The 15,446-nt window shown below is 68.2% G+C and carries 10 protein-coding genes; 8 read left to right on the plus strand and 2 right to left on the minus strand.

The genetic code is table 11. The features are described from left to right. Positions 1-87 precede the first annotated feature (87 nt). The 3 genes from WKC72_RS04975 (at position 88) to WKC72_RS04985 (ending at position 5,851) form a co-directional block, all read left to right on the plus strand. A complete protein-coding gene (locus WKC72_RS04975; RefSeq protein ID WP_370181904.1) occupies positions 88-3,288 on the plus strand; it encodes an NAD-glutamate dehydrogenase domain-containing protein in 3,201 nt (1,066 codons plus the stop codon). 120 nt (positions 3,289-3,408) lie between these two features. Further along, the gene (gene proS / locus WKC72_RS04980) at positions 3,409-4,845 is read left to right on the plus strand and encodes a proline--tRNA ligase (protein ID WP_370181905.1); all 1,437 of its coding nucleotides are present in this window, start codon (positions 3,409-3,411) and stop codon (positions 4,843-4,845) included. A 160-nt stretch (positions 4,846-5,005) separates the two neighbouring features. Next, positions 5,006-5,851 carry a hypothetical protein gene (locus WKC72_RS04985; RefSeq protein ID WP_370181906.1) on the plus strand — a complete coding sequence of 282 codons (846 nt, stop codon included), beginning with the start codon at positions 5,006-5,008 and terminating at the stop codon, positions 5,849-5,851. Positions 5,852-5,894: 43 nt separating this feature from the next. Here the strand turns inward: WKC72_RS04985 and WKC72_RS04990 are convergent, their stop codons facing one another. Then, positions 5,895-7,070: an MFS transporter gene (locus tag WKC72_RS04990; RefSeq protein ID WP_370181907.1), complete on the minus strand. Its 1,176-nt coding sequence runs from the start codon at positions 7,068-7,070 to the stop codon at positions 5,895-5,897. A gap of 144 nt (positions 7,071-7,214) precedes the next feature. Here WKC72_RS04990 and WKC72_RS04995 point away from each other — a divergent pair, with 144 nt between their 5' ends. Continuing rightward, entirely contained in the window at positions 7,215-8,576 is a 1,362-nt protein-coding gene (locus WKC72_RS04995) for an amidase (RefSeq protein ID WP_370181908.1), read from the plus strand. Between the two features lie 23 nt (positions 8,577-8,599). Here the strand turns inward: WKC72_RS04995 and WKC72_RS05000 are convergent, their stop codons facing one another. Then, on the minus strand, positions 8,600-9,787 hold the full coding sequence (locus tag WKC72_RS05000; protein WP_370181910.1) for a CaiB/BaiF CoA transferase family protein: 1,188 nt from the start codon (positions 9,785-9,787) through the stop codon (positions 8,600-8,602). Between the two features lie 180 nt (positions 9,788-9,967). Here WKC72_RS05000 and WKC72_RS05005 point away from each other — a divergent pair, with 180 nt between their 5' ends. From WKC72_RS05005 to WKC72_RS05020, 4 genes are all read left to right on the plus strand, one after another. Continuing rightward, positions 9,968-11,071 carry an XdhC family protein gene (locus WKC72_RS05005; protein ID WP_370181911.1) on the plus strand — a complete coding sequence of 368 codons (1,104 nt, stop codon included), beginning with the start codon at positions 9,968-9,970 and terminating at the stop codon, positions 11,069-11,071. Between the two features lie 91 nt (positions 11,072-11,162). Then, on the plus strand, positions 11,163-12,866 hold the full coding sequence (locus WKC72_RS05010) for a PucR family transcriptional regulator (protein WP_370181912.1): 1,704 nt from the start codon (positions 11,163-11,165) through the stop codon (positions 12,864-12,866). 164 nt (positions 12,867-13,030) lie between these two features. Next, complete coding sequence (locus WKC72_RS05015; RefSeq protein ID WP_037230240.1) at positions 13,031-14,458, plus strand: uracil-xanthine permease family protein; 1,428 nt, start codon at positions 13,031-13,033, stop codon at positions 14,456-14,458. A 76-nt stretch (positions 14,459-14,534) separates the two neighbouring features. Continuing rightward, positions 14,535-15,446 (plus strand): xanthine dehydrogenase family protein subunit M, encoded by a 912-nt coding sequence (locus WKC72_RS05020; protein WP_370181913.1) that lies wholly within the window; start codon positions 14,535-14,537, stop codon positions 15,444-15,446.

Consider the following 15,446-nt stretch of genomic DNA (forward strand, 5'->3'; position numbering starts at 1 on the left):
GACGACCGATCATGGCCCTCCCGGCTAACCCGGTTTCGGCGACGGACACGCACACTTGCTGCACCGAGACTTGGGAAGGACACTGCGATGGGCAACGGCGCCACAATGGCAGATCAACTCGAATCACCCCTGGCTGTGGACGTCGGCGAGGCAATCGGCCGACTACTGCTCACCAGCAGCGACCGATCGGGAACGCCGCGGATGATCTTTCTGTCCGACACGACCGGAGGCAACACCGCCGAAGCCGTCATCCTCTGGCCGAACGGCACACCTCTCCTCGCCGACGTCGCACATCTCTTCGAGCACTTCGGATTGCGCGTCGCGGACCGAGACACCCTGCCGCTGCCTCCCGGCATGTCCACCGCGGCCGCACTCCACAAATTCACGTTCCAGGCACCGAGAGTGTCACGACGCCGGTCACTGAGCCGGGTGTCGGAAGCCTTCGAGGCGCAGACGCTCCACGGCTTCGAAATCGACGACTTCGCCAAGTTGATCGTCGCCGCCGGCTTGTCCTGGAGGGCGATCGTTCTCATCCGTGCGGCAAGCCGATTCGTCCGTCAAGCGGGGCTCGGCCTGTCCGAGAGCTACGTCATCGACACCCTGCTGCGGCACACCGAGTTCGCCGAGTCTCTCGTGCACTACTTCGGTGCGCGGTTCGATCCCGACCTCGACGACCGAGATACGGCTGTCGCGGAGACTGTTTCGGCCGTGCGTGAACACCTGGATGCCGCAACGACCTTGGACGAAGACCGGATCATGCGGTCGCTGGAGTCGTTCGTCACCGCGTGCCTGCGCACGAACTGGTACCAGACCGATGCCACGGGCACGGCGAAGCCGTACGCCTCCTTCACGCTCGACTCGAGCAGACTCGCGCTGACCGGGCCGGTTGTTCCCTACCGCGAGATCTACGTCTACGCCAACGACGTCGAGGGAATCCACCTGCGCAGCGGCGCCGTCGCGCGTGGCGGGCTGCGATTCTCCGACCGCCCCGAGGACTACCGCACCGAAGTGCTGGGCTTGATGAAAACCCAGACGGTCAAGAACTCCCCGATCGTTCCCGTCGGCGCCAAGGGCGCATTCGTCCGCAAGAATCCGAACATCACCCCCGCAGAGGCATATACGACGTTCATCAGGGGACTTCTCGATGTCACCGACAACATCGTCGACGGTCACACCATCGCACCGCAGCGCACCGTCACCCACGACGGCCCCGACACCTACCTCGTCGTGGCCGCCGACAAAGGAACGGCCTCGTTTTCGGACCTAGCCAACAACATCGCCCTCGACGCCGGCTACTGGCTCGGAGATGCATTCGCCTCCGGCGGCTCGAGCGGATACGACCACAAAGCCATGGGCATCACCGCCCGCGGCGCCTGGGTCTCGGTGCGCAGGCACCTCGACGAACTCGACGTAGACGTCGAAACCGACCTCTTCACCGTCGTCGGCGTCGGCGACATGTCCGGTGACGTCTTCGGCAACGGAATGCTGCTGTCCGAGTCGATCAAGCTGGTCGCCGCCTTCGCCCACCGGCACATCTTCATCGACCCCGACCCCGACCCTGCCCGCGCGTTCGCCGAACGTCAGCGCCTATTCACACTCCCCGGAACCACCTGGGATCACTACGACCGCAACACCCTGTCCGCCGGTGCCGGCATCTGGCCGCGCACCGCCAAGCGGATCTCGCTCTCGCCCGAGGCCCAGAAACTCCTGGGCGTGCAGCAGAATCTGATCTCACCGAACGACCTGATCAAGGCCATCCTGTCGGCCCGCGTCGATCTGTTGTGGAACGGCGGAATCGGCACGTACGTCAAAGCGTCGACCGAAACCCACGCCGATGCAGCCGATCCGGTCAACGATTCGGTGCGAGTGGACGCGGCCCAACTGCGCTGCGCCGTGATCGGAGAAGGCGGCAACCTCGGGCTGACGCAGCGGGCACGCATCGAATACGCGCTCGGAGGGGGTCGGATCAATGCCGACTTCATCGACAACGCCGCCGGCGTCGCCACGTCAGACCTCGAGGTCAATCTCAAGATTGCTCTCGACGGCGCCGTGCGCAGCGGGCGAATCAACCATGACGAGCGCAACGCCCTACTCTCCGCGTCACGCCCGGACGTTGCCGACGCAGTACTCTGCAACAGCGAGAGTCAAACGCTGGCAATCAGTCTCGCCTCCTCTCAGGCCCCGCAGCTACTGAACCGTCACGAGCGGCTCATCGACAACCTCGAACACAACAACGGCATCAACCGGGCCACCGAGGTTCTGCCGACAAAGAAAGAGCTGGTGTCGCGGACGCAGGCCGGTCTCGGGCTGACACGACCCGAGATCGCCATCCTCCTCGCTCAGTCGAAGAACGTGGTTCAGCAGGACCTGCTCAATTCATCCGTTCCGGACGAACCGGTCTTCGCGTCGGCCCTGTCGGCATACTTCCCGCCTCGGATCCGCGAACAACTCTCCGAGGAGGAGATCCGCGGCCACCGCCTGGCCCGCGAGATCGTGGCGACGAAGATCGCCGACGACCTGATCAACCACGTAGGCCCCGGCCTGATCTATCAACTCGACGAACGCCTCGGCGTCACAACCCCGGCAGTGGCCCGGGCCTACGCAGTTGTCCGGGCCGTGTTCGACATCGACGAACTGTGGTCGGACGCCGAACAGCGCACCGACGTCACGCAGGCCGAACGCTGGAACCTCCTCCGCGCTCTCCAGCACTTCATCGAGCACACCGCCTCGTGGATTCTGCGCCGCCGCCCCGCCCCACTGAACGTCGAGGCGGAGATCGACCGGTACCGTCCCAGCGTTCGCGAGTTGGTGGCACACCGTCCCCACCCGACCACGATCGCCGAGACCACCGAGAGACTGCGATTCCTCGGCGAGGTCCTCGACCTGATCGAGACCGCCCGACATGGCGGCTGCTCCGTCGAGGCTGCCGCGGCCATCCATGCCCGAACGGACTCCGTCCTCGGACTGACCTGGTTGACCGGCCGCCTCGAACACCACGTCACGACCACCTGGTGGGATGCGATGGCGGCCGCGACAGTGCGCGACGACCTCGCCGAACGCCATCATGCGCTCGTCGGGGCCATCCTCGATCTCGACACCGGAGGCGACGACCAGGTGGTCGTATGGCAGGAACGCACTGCGGACGCCATCAACCGCTTCTCCCGCATCACCGCCGAACTCCGACGAGACGGGGTGGTGGACATCTCCCGCGCCTGCACGGCCGGCGCCGAGTTGAACCTGCTGATACGGAGCACCCGCACAGGCGGATTCGAGGACAGCACCACCTGACCGTGCCCCTGCAGCCGGAATCGGACCGGAGGTCGTGCCGCCGGCCGTGGCCATCAACGATGCCGCGCCGGCGACGCAGTCGGAGAAATTGTCAGCTCCTCCCGAGTAGTCTGTGTGGGCATGGCACGGGATGAGCGTGGTGTGACAGCCCAGAGTGAGGACTTCGCTGCCTGGTACAACGAGGTGGTCTTCAAGGCGGGCCTCGTGGACCGGGGTCCGGCCAAGGGCACCATGGTGATCCGACCGTACGGGTACCGGCTGTGGGAGCTGTTGCAGTCCGAGTTGGACCGCCGCATCAAGGACACCGGTCACGAGAATGCGTACTTCCCGTTGCTGATTCCGGAAAGCTACCTCGGGCGGGAAGCGGAACATGTCGAAGGGTTCTCTCCGGAACTGGCGGTGGTCACCCATGCCGGCGGGAAGATGCTCGAAGAGCCGCTGGTGGTGCGGCCGACGTCGGAGACGATCATCGGCGAGATGATGGCCAAATGGATCAGTTCGCACCGCGACCTGCCGCTGCTGCTGAACCAGTGGGCGAACGTGGTGCGGTGGGAGCTACGGCCTCGAATGTTTCTTCGCACCACGGAATTTCTGTGGCAGGAGGGCCACACCGCGCATGCCGACGAGGCGGCCGCCCGCCGCGAGACGATGCTGGCGCTCGACATTTATCACGAGGTGGCGCGTGAGCTGGCCGCGATGCCGGTGGTCCCGGGTGAGAAGACGCCGGGAGAACGGTTCGCCGGTGCGGTGGCGACCTACACGATCGAGGGGATGATGCGTGACGGCCGTGCGCTGCAGTCCGGCACCTCGCATTACATGGGCACCAACTTCGCGTCGGCGTTCGATATCCGCTATACCGGCGAGGCGGATCGGGAAGAGTTGTGTCACACCACGTCCTGGGGAATGAGCACCCGGATGATCGGTGGCATCGTCATGACTCACGGGGACGACAAGGGCCTGGTGTTCCCGCCGCGGTTGGCGCCCCACCAGGTGGTGATCGTGCCGATCACCCGTGGCGGCAACGTTGCCGTCGAGGACGCGGCCGACGACCTGGCCCGCCGCCTGCGGTCGGCAGGAGTGCGTGCCCATGTCGATGCCCGCCCGCAGCTCACCCCGGGGTTCAAGTACAACGAGTGGGAGATGCGCGGCGTTCCGATCCGGCTCGAACTCGGTCCGCGGGATCTGGAGGCCGGCACCGTGATGATGGTGAGAAGACTCGGCGACGGCAAGCAGGCCGTGCCGATCGACTCCCTGCCCGAGACCATGCCGGGGGTCCTGGACGACTTTCAGGCCTTTCTGCTCGCTCGTGCGACCGCGTTCCGCGACAGCCACACTCGAACCGTCGACAACTGGGAGGCCTTCGCGGATGCGGTGTCGACCGGGTGGGGACTGGCACTGCACTGCGGGAGTTCCACGTGCGAGGAGGAGATCAAGTCCCTGACCGCTGCGACCCCGCGGTGCGTTCCCCTGGGCGGCGAACCGGAGACAGGTGTGTGCGTGCGATGCGGCGCGGCGTCGGCGTACGGCAAGCGGGTGATCTTCGGGCGCGCCTACTGAGCGGGGCGACCCGGGCGAAAGAGCGCACACGGTGCGTGCAGGGGTGGCTATCACCACCCCTCGGGGGACTATTCGCAGGCCGGGCACTCGACGGACGCTGGGAATCTCGAAAACCGACCACTCGGAGAGAGTAGTCCCGCGATCGAAAGGAACCCGTCGCATGCCCCGCATCCTCGGCACCACCGTCCCCGACGTCCACGAACATGATCCGCCGGGCGCGGCCATGCCCGCCGCCGAATCCGTCCCGAAGCCGGTCCGTCACCACTGGGCCTTTGCCCGGATCGGCCTGTACCTGCTGCTTGCGTCCCTGCCGCTGCTCGCGATCTCGGCGCAGGTGTTCGGCGTCGTGCCGATGAACGCCACCGGTGCGCTGGTCATCATTCCGCTCGCCGCCACCCTCGCCGTGTTGTGCGTGTTCGCTCCGCACCCGATCGACCGCATCGTCGGCCATGGCCTCGGCTGGGGGATGTTCGCGTGTCTGGCCTACGACGTCTTCCGCCTCGACACCGTGTATCTGCTCGGGATGTGGGGCGACTTCATTCCGAAGATGGGGACGTGGCTCCACTCGGGAACCGACACCCGGACCGGCGCGATCGTCGGGTACCTGTGGCGCTACCTCGGCGACGGCGGCGGCATCGGAATCGCGTTCTTCCTCATCGCCCTCGCGCTCGGCCTCCAACATCGGTCACGCCGCGTCGTCCTCCTCGCGTTCGTCACCTTCGCGGTGTTCCCGGTATGGGCCGGGCTCATCGGAACGGTCGCCCTGTCGCCACGCGGACAGCACGACATGTTTCCGCTCACGCCGACCACGATCACGCTGTCGCTGATCGGGCACCTGATCTTCGGGCTCGTGCTCGGCCTCGGCTTCCTGCGTGCGCGGGGCCGCCTCGGCCAGCACTGGCCGTGGCCGCCGCTGCTCCCGGTGCGGTCGCGGGCCGGTGCGCCGCAGTTGCGCAGTGAGGCGCTGGTGCCCGCGTGCGGCGAGTGCGGCGCGACCGGACGGTAACCCCCACGTGAGCGGCAAAGCGTGCCCGGACACGCTTTGCCGCTCACGTGCGGGTGAGGTGCCGGTCCTTCACCTTCCGGCCCACTGCCACGGACAGCAGCATCAGCAGCGCCGACCCCGCGAAGCAGGTGGCGTAGCCGAGGTGCGGGGCAAGAAGTGAAATGACGAACGGGACGGCGAAGCCGACGTAGATCAGGCAGTAGAACACCGCCACGGTCTGCGCGAGTTCGTCGGCCGGCGCCAGTCTTTCGACGGACGCGAGACCGCAGCCGAGCAGGATGCCGTAGCAAGATCCGAGGAGGAAGGCCGCGACGACGATCGCGGCGACGGACAGCGCACCGTCCGTATACGCGACCACGGTCGCGGCGCCGAAGCCCAGCACCCCGAGGGTGATGCCGATCCGGATCCCGGTGACGGCGTCGTCCTGCTGCGGCCACCGTTTGGCCCACGGCTGGATCACCGCCCCGGTGATCAGGGTCAGTGCCGCCACCAGCCCGGTGAACGCCACCGACGTGGAGCGCAGCGACTCGGAGACGAGCGGCGGAAGGGTCGCGAACGACACGGTCGCCACACCGAACACCCACGGTGCCCAGGGCGCGATGCCCAACCGGAACTGGGGCGTCGCCAGCACCGACAGGGGTGTCGCGGTGAGGTCGGTCGAACGGATCCGCTCGTCGGGCACCGCCCACACCAGCGCCAGGGCGCCGACCATCAACGCGATGTGCACGAGGTACGGGAGTAGTTCGGGGGCGGGCAGCCACTGCGCGATTACGCCGGCGAACAGGGCTCCGCAACCGAATCCCGCGGACAACGACATGGCGGCGCGGCGCGCACCCGCCCCGGAGGGCGCGGTGGAGCTGAGTTCCTTCATCCAGGCGGTTCCGGCGCCGAACGCCATGCCGGAGGCCAGTCCGGCCAGCACCCGGCCCAGGTAGAGCAGGTCGGGGACGGCGGCGCCCGCGATGAGGACGAGGGAGGAGACGATGCCGACGGGGATCATCGGGCGGATCACCGCGCGCCGGCCGAACCGGTCGGACACGCGCCCGAAGTACAGCAGGGCGGGTACGAGCCCGACGACATACGACGCGAGCATTGCGGTGAACGAACCATTCCCGAGACCGAGATGTTCGCGGTAGACGAGCTGCATCGGGGCGAACTGGTTGGCACCCCAGCTGACCGCGAACAGCGCGGCGGCGAGGCGGACCCAGGGCGAGAGCATCACCTGATCCTCCCAGAGCCCGTAGCGCGGCGAAGTATCAACTCTTCACAGCTCGGGCGGCGGATTCCTGTGCACCATGGCCGTGTGCGGCGGGTTCGGGGACCTCTAGCGTCGACCCCTGAGCACACGAGCCGAGGAGGACATGTGTGGGGTAACGACGGCAGCTGGGTCGGCTCGGACGCGCAGACGATCGCCCGCGCGGTGACGAACCGGGAGGTGTCCGCGAGCCAGGTGCTCGACGACCACCTGGCGCACATCAAGGCTCGGAATCCGGAGCTGAATGCTCTCGTCACCGTCGCCGAGGATCAGGCGATCCGGGCCGCCGACGACCTCGACACCCGGATCGGCCGAGGGGAGGACGTCGGTCCGCTGGCCGGGGTCCCGTTCACGGTGAAGGACCTGATCGCGACCGCGGGTGTCCGGACGACGGCGGGGTCGCGGGCGCTCGAGCACAACGTGCCTTCTGTCGACGCACCCGCGGTGGCCGCGATGAGGGCGGCCGGCGCGATTCTCGTCGGGAAGACGAACACCCCGGAGTTCGGGGCCAGCGGCCTCACGCACAACGACCTGTTCGGGTACACCGTGAACCCCCTCCGGCCCGGCGGCGTCCCCCGCTCCCCCGGCGGTTCGAGCGGCGGTGAGGCGGCGGCGGTCGCGTCCGGGATGAGTGTCGTCGGTCTCGGCACCGACTTCGGCGGCTCGGTCCGCTGGCCTGCCCACTGCACGGGACTGCGCTCCGTGCGCCCGACGATCGGCCGGGTGGACCCCGACGGGCAGTATCCCGGTGTCCCGTCGGGCGATCACCTGCTGACCAATCCGGCGACCATGCACGGCACACTGCAGACGATCGGTCCGATGGCACGGACCCTCGACGACGCGGCGCTGGTGCTGCGGGTGCTCTCGTCCCGGCAGTATCGCTGGACGGACCCGGGTTCGGTGGACCTCGCGCGCCTCGACATCACGTGGGCGCCCGGTGACGGGACCGTGCCCGTCGGCGACGAGATCGTCGCGGCCGTTGCAGGTGCTGCCCGACGGCTCGGTGCCCGCCCGTACGAGGGCGGGGCGCTGGCGGAGGGGAATGACCTGTTCGGGACGTTGCGGTCGGTCGAAACCCACACCGACATCGAGGAACTCGGCACCGACTTCGGGGCGAACATCGCCACCATGCTCTCCGGCGTGCGGGACGTGGATCGGCAAGTGGTCGAGCGACTGTGGGCGCAGCGGTCGGACCTCGTCCACCGGTTGCTCGGCGAGATGGGGGACGTCCTCGTCCTTCCCGTCGCCTCGATCCCGGCGCCGCCGCTCGGCGAAGAACTGTTCGACGTCGGTGGGCAGTCACTCACCTGGGCGCAGGCCCTGGCGAGTTGCCGCGCGATCAGCGTCACGGGTCTGCCGTCCGTCGTCGTTCCGGTGGGAAACACGAAGTCCGGGTTGCCGATCGGCGTGCAGGTCGTCGCGCGGCCGTGGTGTGAGCACGTGGCGCTGGCCGTGGCCGCCCGGTTGTGAGGGGGCCACGGCCGACGCGGGCGTCAGATCACCAGGTCTCGCCGCAGCCCCTCGATGTCTTGGTCGCTCAGCCCGAATTCACCGAGCACCTCGGCCGTGTCCTGTCCCAGCACCATCGGCGGCGCATTCCGGATCGGCAGGGTCTCGTCGTCCACCCAGAACGGACCCCGGACCAGCGGCACCTCCCCGCCGTCCGGCGTGGCCACCGGTTGCACCATCTTCAGCGCCTGCACCTGCGGGTCGGCGAAGGCCTGATCGATCGTGTGAACGGGACCGCACGGGATACCCGCCGCGCGAATGAGCGTCACCCAGTCGGCGGCCGGCCGCACCGACAGCAGGTCGAGAAGTTCCTTGGTGAGCCGATCCCGGTGCGCGAGTCGTGATTGGCCGGTGCGGTATTCGGGCCGGTCGGCGAGTGCGGGATCCCCGAGAACCTCGCACAGCGACTCCCAGTGCCGGTCCGAGCCGGTCGCGATGATGATGGGGAAATCAGCGGTGTCGAATGTGCCGTACGGCGTGATGGTGGGGTGCGTGTTGCCGTTCGGCTCCGCGACGCGGCCGGTGCTCAGGTAGTTCTGCGCCTGGAACGACATGATCGACAGGGCCGATTCGAGCAGGGACGTCTGCACGTGATGACCGGCGCCGTCACGGCCCCGGGACACGAGCGCCGCCGTGATGCCCAGCGCCGCATAGATACCGGACACCGTATCGATGATCGGGATGCCGACGCGCATCGGGGTGTGGTCGCCTGCGCCGGTCACCGACATCAGACCCGACATGCCCTGCGCGACCTGATCGAGTCCCGGCGAGAACTGCTCGGGGCCGGTCGGTCCGAAACCGCTGACACTCATGACGATCACTCCGGGGTTGTCCTCGGCGAGCGACTCCTGGTCGAGTCCCATGTCCGCGAGGACGCCGGGGCGGAAGTTCTCCACGATGACATCCACGCCGACGGCGATGCGGCGCAGCAGTTTCCGGCCCTGCTCGCTGCGCATGTCGAGCGCGACGGAGCGTTTGCCGCGGTTGACGGACGCGAAGTACAGGCTGTCGCTGCCGTCGAACGGCGGCCACTGCCGGGAACTGTCGCCACCGGAACGGGTCTCGACCTTGATGATGTCGGCGCCGAAATCGGACAGCAGTGCCGTGCACAGCGGTCCGGCGAGGGCCCGCGTGAGGTCGAGGACCCGGATCCCGCTGAGCAACTGGTTCATGGTGGATCCTCGGTTCTCTGTGAAGGAAGGGGGACCGTCCGAGAATTGCGGACCTGCGGAACGATAGCGATGGCGAGAATGCACAAGCGGCCGCTGGGGATTTCGGCGCATTGTGTGCCGCGACGGGCTGCCGCCGCCGGTTAGCGTGAGCTACCGAAGAAACCCGAGGAGGACGAGACGATGCGCGACATCCTGACGGGCCTGGAATCGTGGTTCGGCCGCGGCGAAAATTTCGCCCTCGCCACGGTGGTGCGCACCTGGAAGTCGTCCCCGCGGGCACCGGGCGCGGCGATGGCCGTGTCGGAATCCGGTGAGGTGCTCGGAAGCGTGTCCGGTGGGTGCGTCGAGAGCGCGCTGTACGAGACGGCGCGGGACGTGCTGGCCGACGGGCGCAGCCGGACGGAAGTGTTCTGCGTGGCGGACGACGACGCGATCGGTGTCGGTCTGACGTGCGGCGGCACCATCGAGGTGTTCGTGCAGCGCATCGGGCACCACGACTTCCCGGACTTCGCGCAGGTGGCGCGGCGCATCCGCGGCGGTGAGTCGATTGCCGTCGTGACGGAGACCGGCGACGGATCACGGACCCGGCGCTGCGTGATCACCGGGGGCCGGCAGGCGGGCGACCTCGACCTGCCCGAGACCGACGTCGAGAGTGTCCGCCGCCGACTCGAAGCCGGTGAGTCGCTGGTGTATCAGCTGCAGTCCGAGACGGTGTGCATGGTCGAGATCTTCGCGCCCCCACCGCGGATGTACATCTTCGGGGCCATCGACTTCGCGGCGGCCATGTGCACGCTGGGCGCGTTCGCCGGCTACCACGTCACGGTGATCGACGCCCGCGCCGTGTTCGCGACGCGGGCCCGGTTCCCGGACGCCGACGACGTCGTCGTGATGTGGCCGCACCGGTTCCTCGAGACCGCGCCGGTCGACCGCCGGACGGTGCTCGCGGTGCTCACCCACGACGAGAAGTTCGACATTCCGCTGCTCGGGCTCGCCCTGCGATCGGACGCCGCGTACATCGGCGCGATGGGCAGCCGGGCCACGCACGAGCGCCGGGTCGCCTTGCTGCGCGAACAGGGGACGACCGCGCCCGAGTTGGCGCGGCTGCATTCACCGATCGGCCTCGACCTGGGCGCCCGCACTCCCGAGGAGACCGCGGTGTCGATCCTCGCCGAGATGATGAAGACGACCCGGGGCACCACCGGGCTCGAGCTCCAGCAGCTGAGCGGTCCGATCCACCGTGATGCGCCGGCCGGGACCGGCCGTCCGCTCGAGTGCACCGCGTGACCATCGTTTGACGGGTATTCGGGTCGCGACTTAAGGTCACACTTTCGCGCCATCCGGGGCGAGTATCGGATCAGGTGAGCAGGGTGTTGCAGTGACGGCGAGGGATGTCGGTAGTTCCGCTCCCGGGTTCCGCGCAGCCGCCGACACCGGCGACGGGCCTGGTCCGGGCGTTGCGCCGCAATCGTTCGCCGACCTGCTGCTGTCCGATCTCCTCGTCTCCCCGACCCTGGTCGCCGGCGAGACCGGCACGTCCCGCGAGGTGTCGAACGTCGCCGTGATGGCGGTGCCGGACATCGGACCGTGGCTCCGGGCCGGACAGTTGCTGATCACCACGCCCGCGGTTCTCGGCCGGCTGGCCGAGCCGATCGACGCGTTCCTGGCCCGGCTCGACAGGCGAGGCGTCTCCGGGCTCGCCATCCGACTCGACGACCCCACCGCGACGCTGCCGGCCGAGATGTCCGATGCGGCCGACGAACTCGGGCTTCCCGTCGTCGTGGTCTCAGACCTGTATTCGCAGGTCCACCCGCTGTCCGGTGCTCTCGCGGAGTTGTCGGCCCGGCAGGTCGACGCCGTGTTCGAGGCGGACCGGCTGCGGAGAGTGCTCGTCGACGTCGTGATGGCCGGCGGAGGATTCGCCGAACTCGCTGTCGCGGTTGCGGGTGAACTGGGCGGGGCCGTGCTGATCACGACACCCGACGGACGTCAGTTGTGCCGGGCAGGCGACGAGTCCGAGCTGAACCGGCTGGCGTCGAGCGCGGCGCTCGACTCCACCGGGCGGGTCCGCACCGATTCGACGGAAGGCGGTCTCGGACTGCACCGGCTGGGCGACGAGTTCATCGCGGTCTCAGCGATTTCGGCCAACGGCATCGATCACGGGCGGCTGGTGCACTTCAGCACCGGGCACCCGCTGCGCAGCGAAGACCTGTATCTCGTCGAGCAGGCGGCGGCGGTGTGCGCCCTGGTGGTCGCCCGCGAACTGATCGTGTCCTCGGTCGAGGAGAAACACCGCGCGAACTTCGTGCGGGACCTGCTGCTCGGCCGCGGCGGCGAACACGAGCACGTCGTCGCGCACGCCAAGACGTTCGGCTGGGACCTGGACCGTCCCGTGGTCGTCGTGGTGATCGAACCCGATCCGGTCGGCGAGGACGAGCCGTCGATGCCCACCCGGATGCCCCTCGTCGAGCGGCAGGCGCGGGCATTCACGAGCGCCGTCGCGGGCCGTGACACGGGCGCCGCCGTCACCGCGCTGGCGACGGAGACGGTGATCCTGATGGGTGTCGGCACCGACACGATGAACCTCGTCCATGAACTCGTCGCCTACGTGCGCGGCGACGGCGGCGGCGGGCGCAGGCCCTTCGGGGTGGGGGTGTCCCGGCCGACGGACTCGGTGGACGGGATCCCGGCCCTCTACGGCCAGGCCCGGACCGCGCTGAAGGTGGGACGGCAGATCACCGGTGCCTGGGCTGTGACGCATTTCGACGACCTCGGCGTCTACCGGCTGCTGAGCCTCGTCGAGGACGACCGCGAACTCGAGTCGTTCGCCACCGAGACCCTCCGCGAACTGACCGCCGACACAGCCGAGGCGCAGGACATGCGGCGCACCCTCGAGGTGCTGCTCGCCACCAACATCAACATCGCCGAAACCGCACGTCAACTGCACTTTCACTACAACACCCTGCGGTACCGGGTGGTGAAGCTGGAGAAGATGCTCGGGTCGTTCACCGACCACCCCGAATTGCGGCTCGACCTGTCTCTCGCCCTCAAGATCATGGCGATGCGCGGCATCAATTCCTAAAGTTGCCAATTTCGCCGGGCACGCACTGGCAGATTCTTCTCACGCCGGGTGGCTGACGCTGTAATAACGTTTCCCTCCTATCGAGGTGCAACTGTGACATGCGGCACATCATCGGAGCTGGCCGCCGGCACCCCTGCACCGTCACCTGTCTGAAAGGTCACCCTATGCCTATCTGGACACTGCACGGAGATGGCAAGACCATCGCGCCCGGGGAGGTCGTCGCCCCGAGCGAACGGCTGACCTGGGGTCGCACGATCGGGCTCGGCGGGCAGCACGTGGTCTCGATGTTCGGGGCCACGTTCGTCTTCCCGATCATCATGGGTCTCAATCCTCAACTGGCCGTGATGATGTCGGGGTTCTGCACCCTGTTCTTCCTGCTGGTCGTCAAGGGCCGGATCCCCAGCTACCTGGGGACGTCGGCCGCGTTCGTCGGCGGCATCGCCGCCATCCGCGCCCAGGGCGGCACCTCGGCGCAGGTGACGGGGGCGATCCTGGTGTCGGGTCTCGTGCTCGCCGGGATCGGCGTGCTGATCCACTTCCTCGGCGGCGGGGTGGTGTTCAAGATCCTGCCGCCCGTGGTCACCGGCGCCGTCGTGATGCTGATCGGGTTCAACCTGGCCCCGGTCGTGGCAGGCACGTACTGGCCGCAGGACCAGTGGGTCGCGTTGACGGTGATGGTCGTGCTGGTGGTGGCGAGCGTCGCGCTCCGCGGATTCCTCGGACGGGTCGCGATCTTCCTGACGCTGCTGTTCGGATACGTGCTGTCGTGGGTGCTCGACCTGACGACCGGCATGATCACGTCGTACGACCCGGTCGCCGGCGGGGTCACCGAGCACTTCCGGGTCAACTGGGACGGCGTCTCCTCGGCGTCGTGGATCGGGCTTCCGCCGTTCTCCGACGAGGCGAACGGCATCGTGGGCATCCACGCGCCGTCGTTCAGTCTCACGTTCATCGTCCTCGTACTGCCCGGTGTGATCGCCCTGATCGCGGAGAACGCCGGACACGTCAAGGCCGTCGCCGAGATCACCAAGACCGACCTCGACCCGATGATGGGACGCGCCCTGATCGGCGACGGCCTGGCCACCACCATCGCGACCAGCGTCGGCGGATCCCCCACGACGACGTACGCCGAGAACATCGGCGTCATGGCCGCGACGAAGGTGTACTCCACGGCCGCATACGCCGCGGCGGGCGTCATCGCGATGCTGCTGGGCTTCTCCCCCAAGTTCGGTGCCGTCATCTCCGCGACCCCGGGCGGCGTGCTCGGCGGAATCACGGTGGTGCTCTACGGGATCATCGGCCTGCTCGGCGCGAAGATCTGGAAGGAGAACGGCGTCGACTTCGGCAACCCGCTCAACCTGATGCCCATCGCCGCCGGCCTGATCATCGCGATCGGTGACACGGAGCTGACGTTCACGGACAGCTTCTCCCTCAGCGGCATCGCGCTCGGCACGATCGTCGTGATCGGGATGTACCACCTGTGCCGGGTCATCGCCCCGAAGGACACCGACGACACCGGCACCGGCCGACACCACCCGAAGCCGACCGCGGACGACGGAACGGCCCCGGATCGGGTCGGCCAGCTCACGTGATCTGCCATCGTCAGCACGTGAGTTTTGTCACTAGTTCACGAAACGTCGAGCGTACGATACGGGCAGGATCTGAGGAATGAAACCGTCGCCACTGACTTATCACCGACCTCGGTCGATCGACGAGGCCTGTCAGATCCTCGCGGACGTGGCTCACGAGGGAAAGGTGCTCGCGGGCGGGCAGTCGCTGATCCCGTTGCTCTCGATGCGGCTGGCCGCGCCGGCGCATCTCGTCGACATCGGATCGATCCCCCGGCTGGACGCGGTGTCGTCGTCACGCGAGCTCGGTGTCACGTTCGACGCACTGACCACCCATTCGGTGCTCGAATCCGACCGCGGCGCCGCCCAGGTGCAGCCGCTGATCGGCCGCGGGCTGCGTCTCGTCGCACACCCGACCATCCGCAACCGCGGCACGACGGTGGGCTCGGTCGTTCACGCCGACCCGTCCGCCGAGATGCCGGCCGTGCTCGCGCTGCTCGGTGGCTCGGTCACCGTGCGTTCCGTGCGCGGGGTCCGGGAAATCCGCTCGACCGACCTGTTCGCCGGGCCGCTCGAAACGACGCTCGAGCCGGACGAGATCGCCACGAGCGTCACCGTCCCGGCCGCCGAGCCCGGTGTCGGGACGGCGATCGACGAGATCGCCCGCAGACACGGCGACTACGCACTCGTCGGGGTCGCGGCGCAGGTGCGGGTCGAGGGCGGCGCGGTCGCGGAGGCCCGGATGACGTACGTGTCGGCCGGCGAACTCGGTGAGGTCGTCGACTACACGGACGTACTGCGGGGTGCGTCCGCGACGGACGACCGGGACCCGTTGTGGCGGAATCTGTCCGAGTTCGCGCGGGAGCGGATCGACACCGAACCCGACATCCACGCCACGGCGCGGTACCGGTCGCAGCTGGTGGCGGCGCTGACCGCCCGGGTCGGGTTCGCGGCCGCGCAGGATGCAGTGCTCGACGGTGCCGCCGTGCACGCGTCGGCGGGAGGAAGGTGA

It is taken from the genome of Rhodococcus wratislaviensis, assembly GCF_041228765.1.
Taxonomy (GTDB): domain Bacteria; phylum Actinomycetota; class Actinomycetes; order Mycobacteriales; family Mycobacteriaceae; genus Rhodococcus_F; species Rhodococcus_F wratislaviensis.

What these genes read in the sequence shown, in the direction of transcription:
- WKC72_RS04975 (WP_370181904.1), top strand. Translation starts at nt 88, where the DNA reads ATGGGCAACGGCGCCACAATGGCAGATCAACTCGAATCACCCCTGGCT.
- proS (WP_370181905.1), top strand. Translation starts at nt 3,409, where the DNA reads ATGGCACGGGATGAGCGTGGTGTGACAGCCCAGAGTGAGGACTTCGCT.
- WKC72_RS04985 (WP_370181906.1), top strand. Translation starts at nt 5,006, where the DNA reads ATGCCCCGCATCCTCGGCACCACCGTCCCCGACGTCCACGAACATGAT.
- WKC72_RS04990 (WP_370181907.1), bottom strand. Translation starts at nt 7,070, where the DNA reads ATGCTCTCGCCCTGGGTCCGCCTCGCCGCCGCGCTGTTCGCGGTCAGC.
- WKC72_RS05000 (WP_370181910.1), bottom strand. Translation starts at nt 9,787, where the DNA reads ATGAACCAGTTGCTCAGCGGGATCCGGGTCCTCGACCTCACGCGGGCC.
- WKC72_RS05005 (WP_370181911.1), top strand. Translation starts at nt 9,968, where the DNA reads ATGCGCGACATCCTGACGGGCCTGGAATCGTGGTTCGGCCGCGGCGAA.
- WKC72_RS05015 (WP_037230240.1), top strand. Translation starts at nt 13,031, where the DNA reads ATGCCTATCTGGACACTGCACGGAGATGGCAAGACCATCGCGCCCGGG.
- WKC72_RS05020 (WP_370181913.1), top strand. Translation starts at nt 14,535, where the DNA reads ATGAAACCGTCGCCACTGACTTATCACCGACCTCGGTCGATCGACGAG.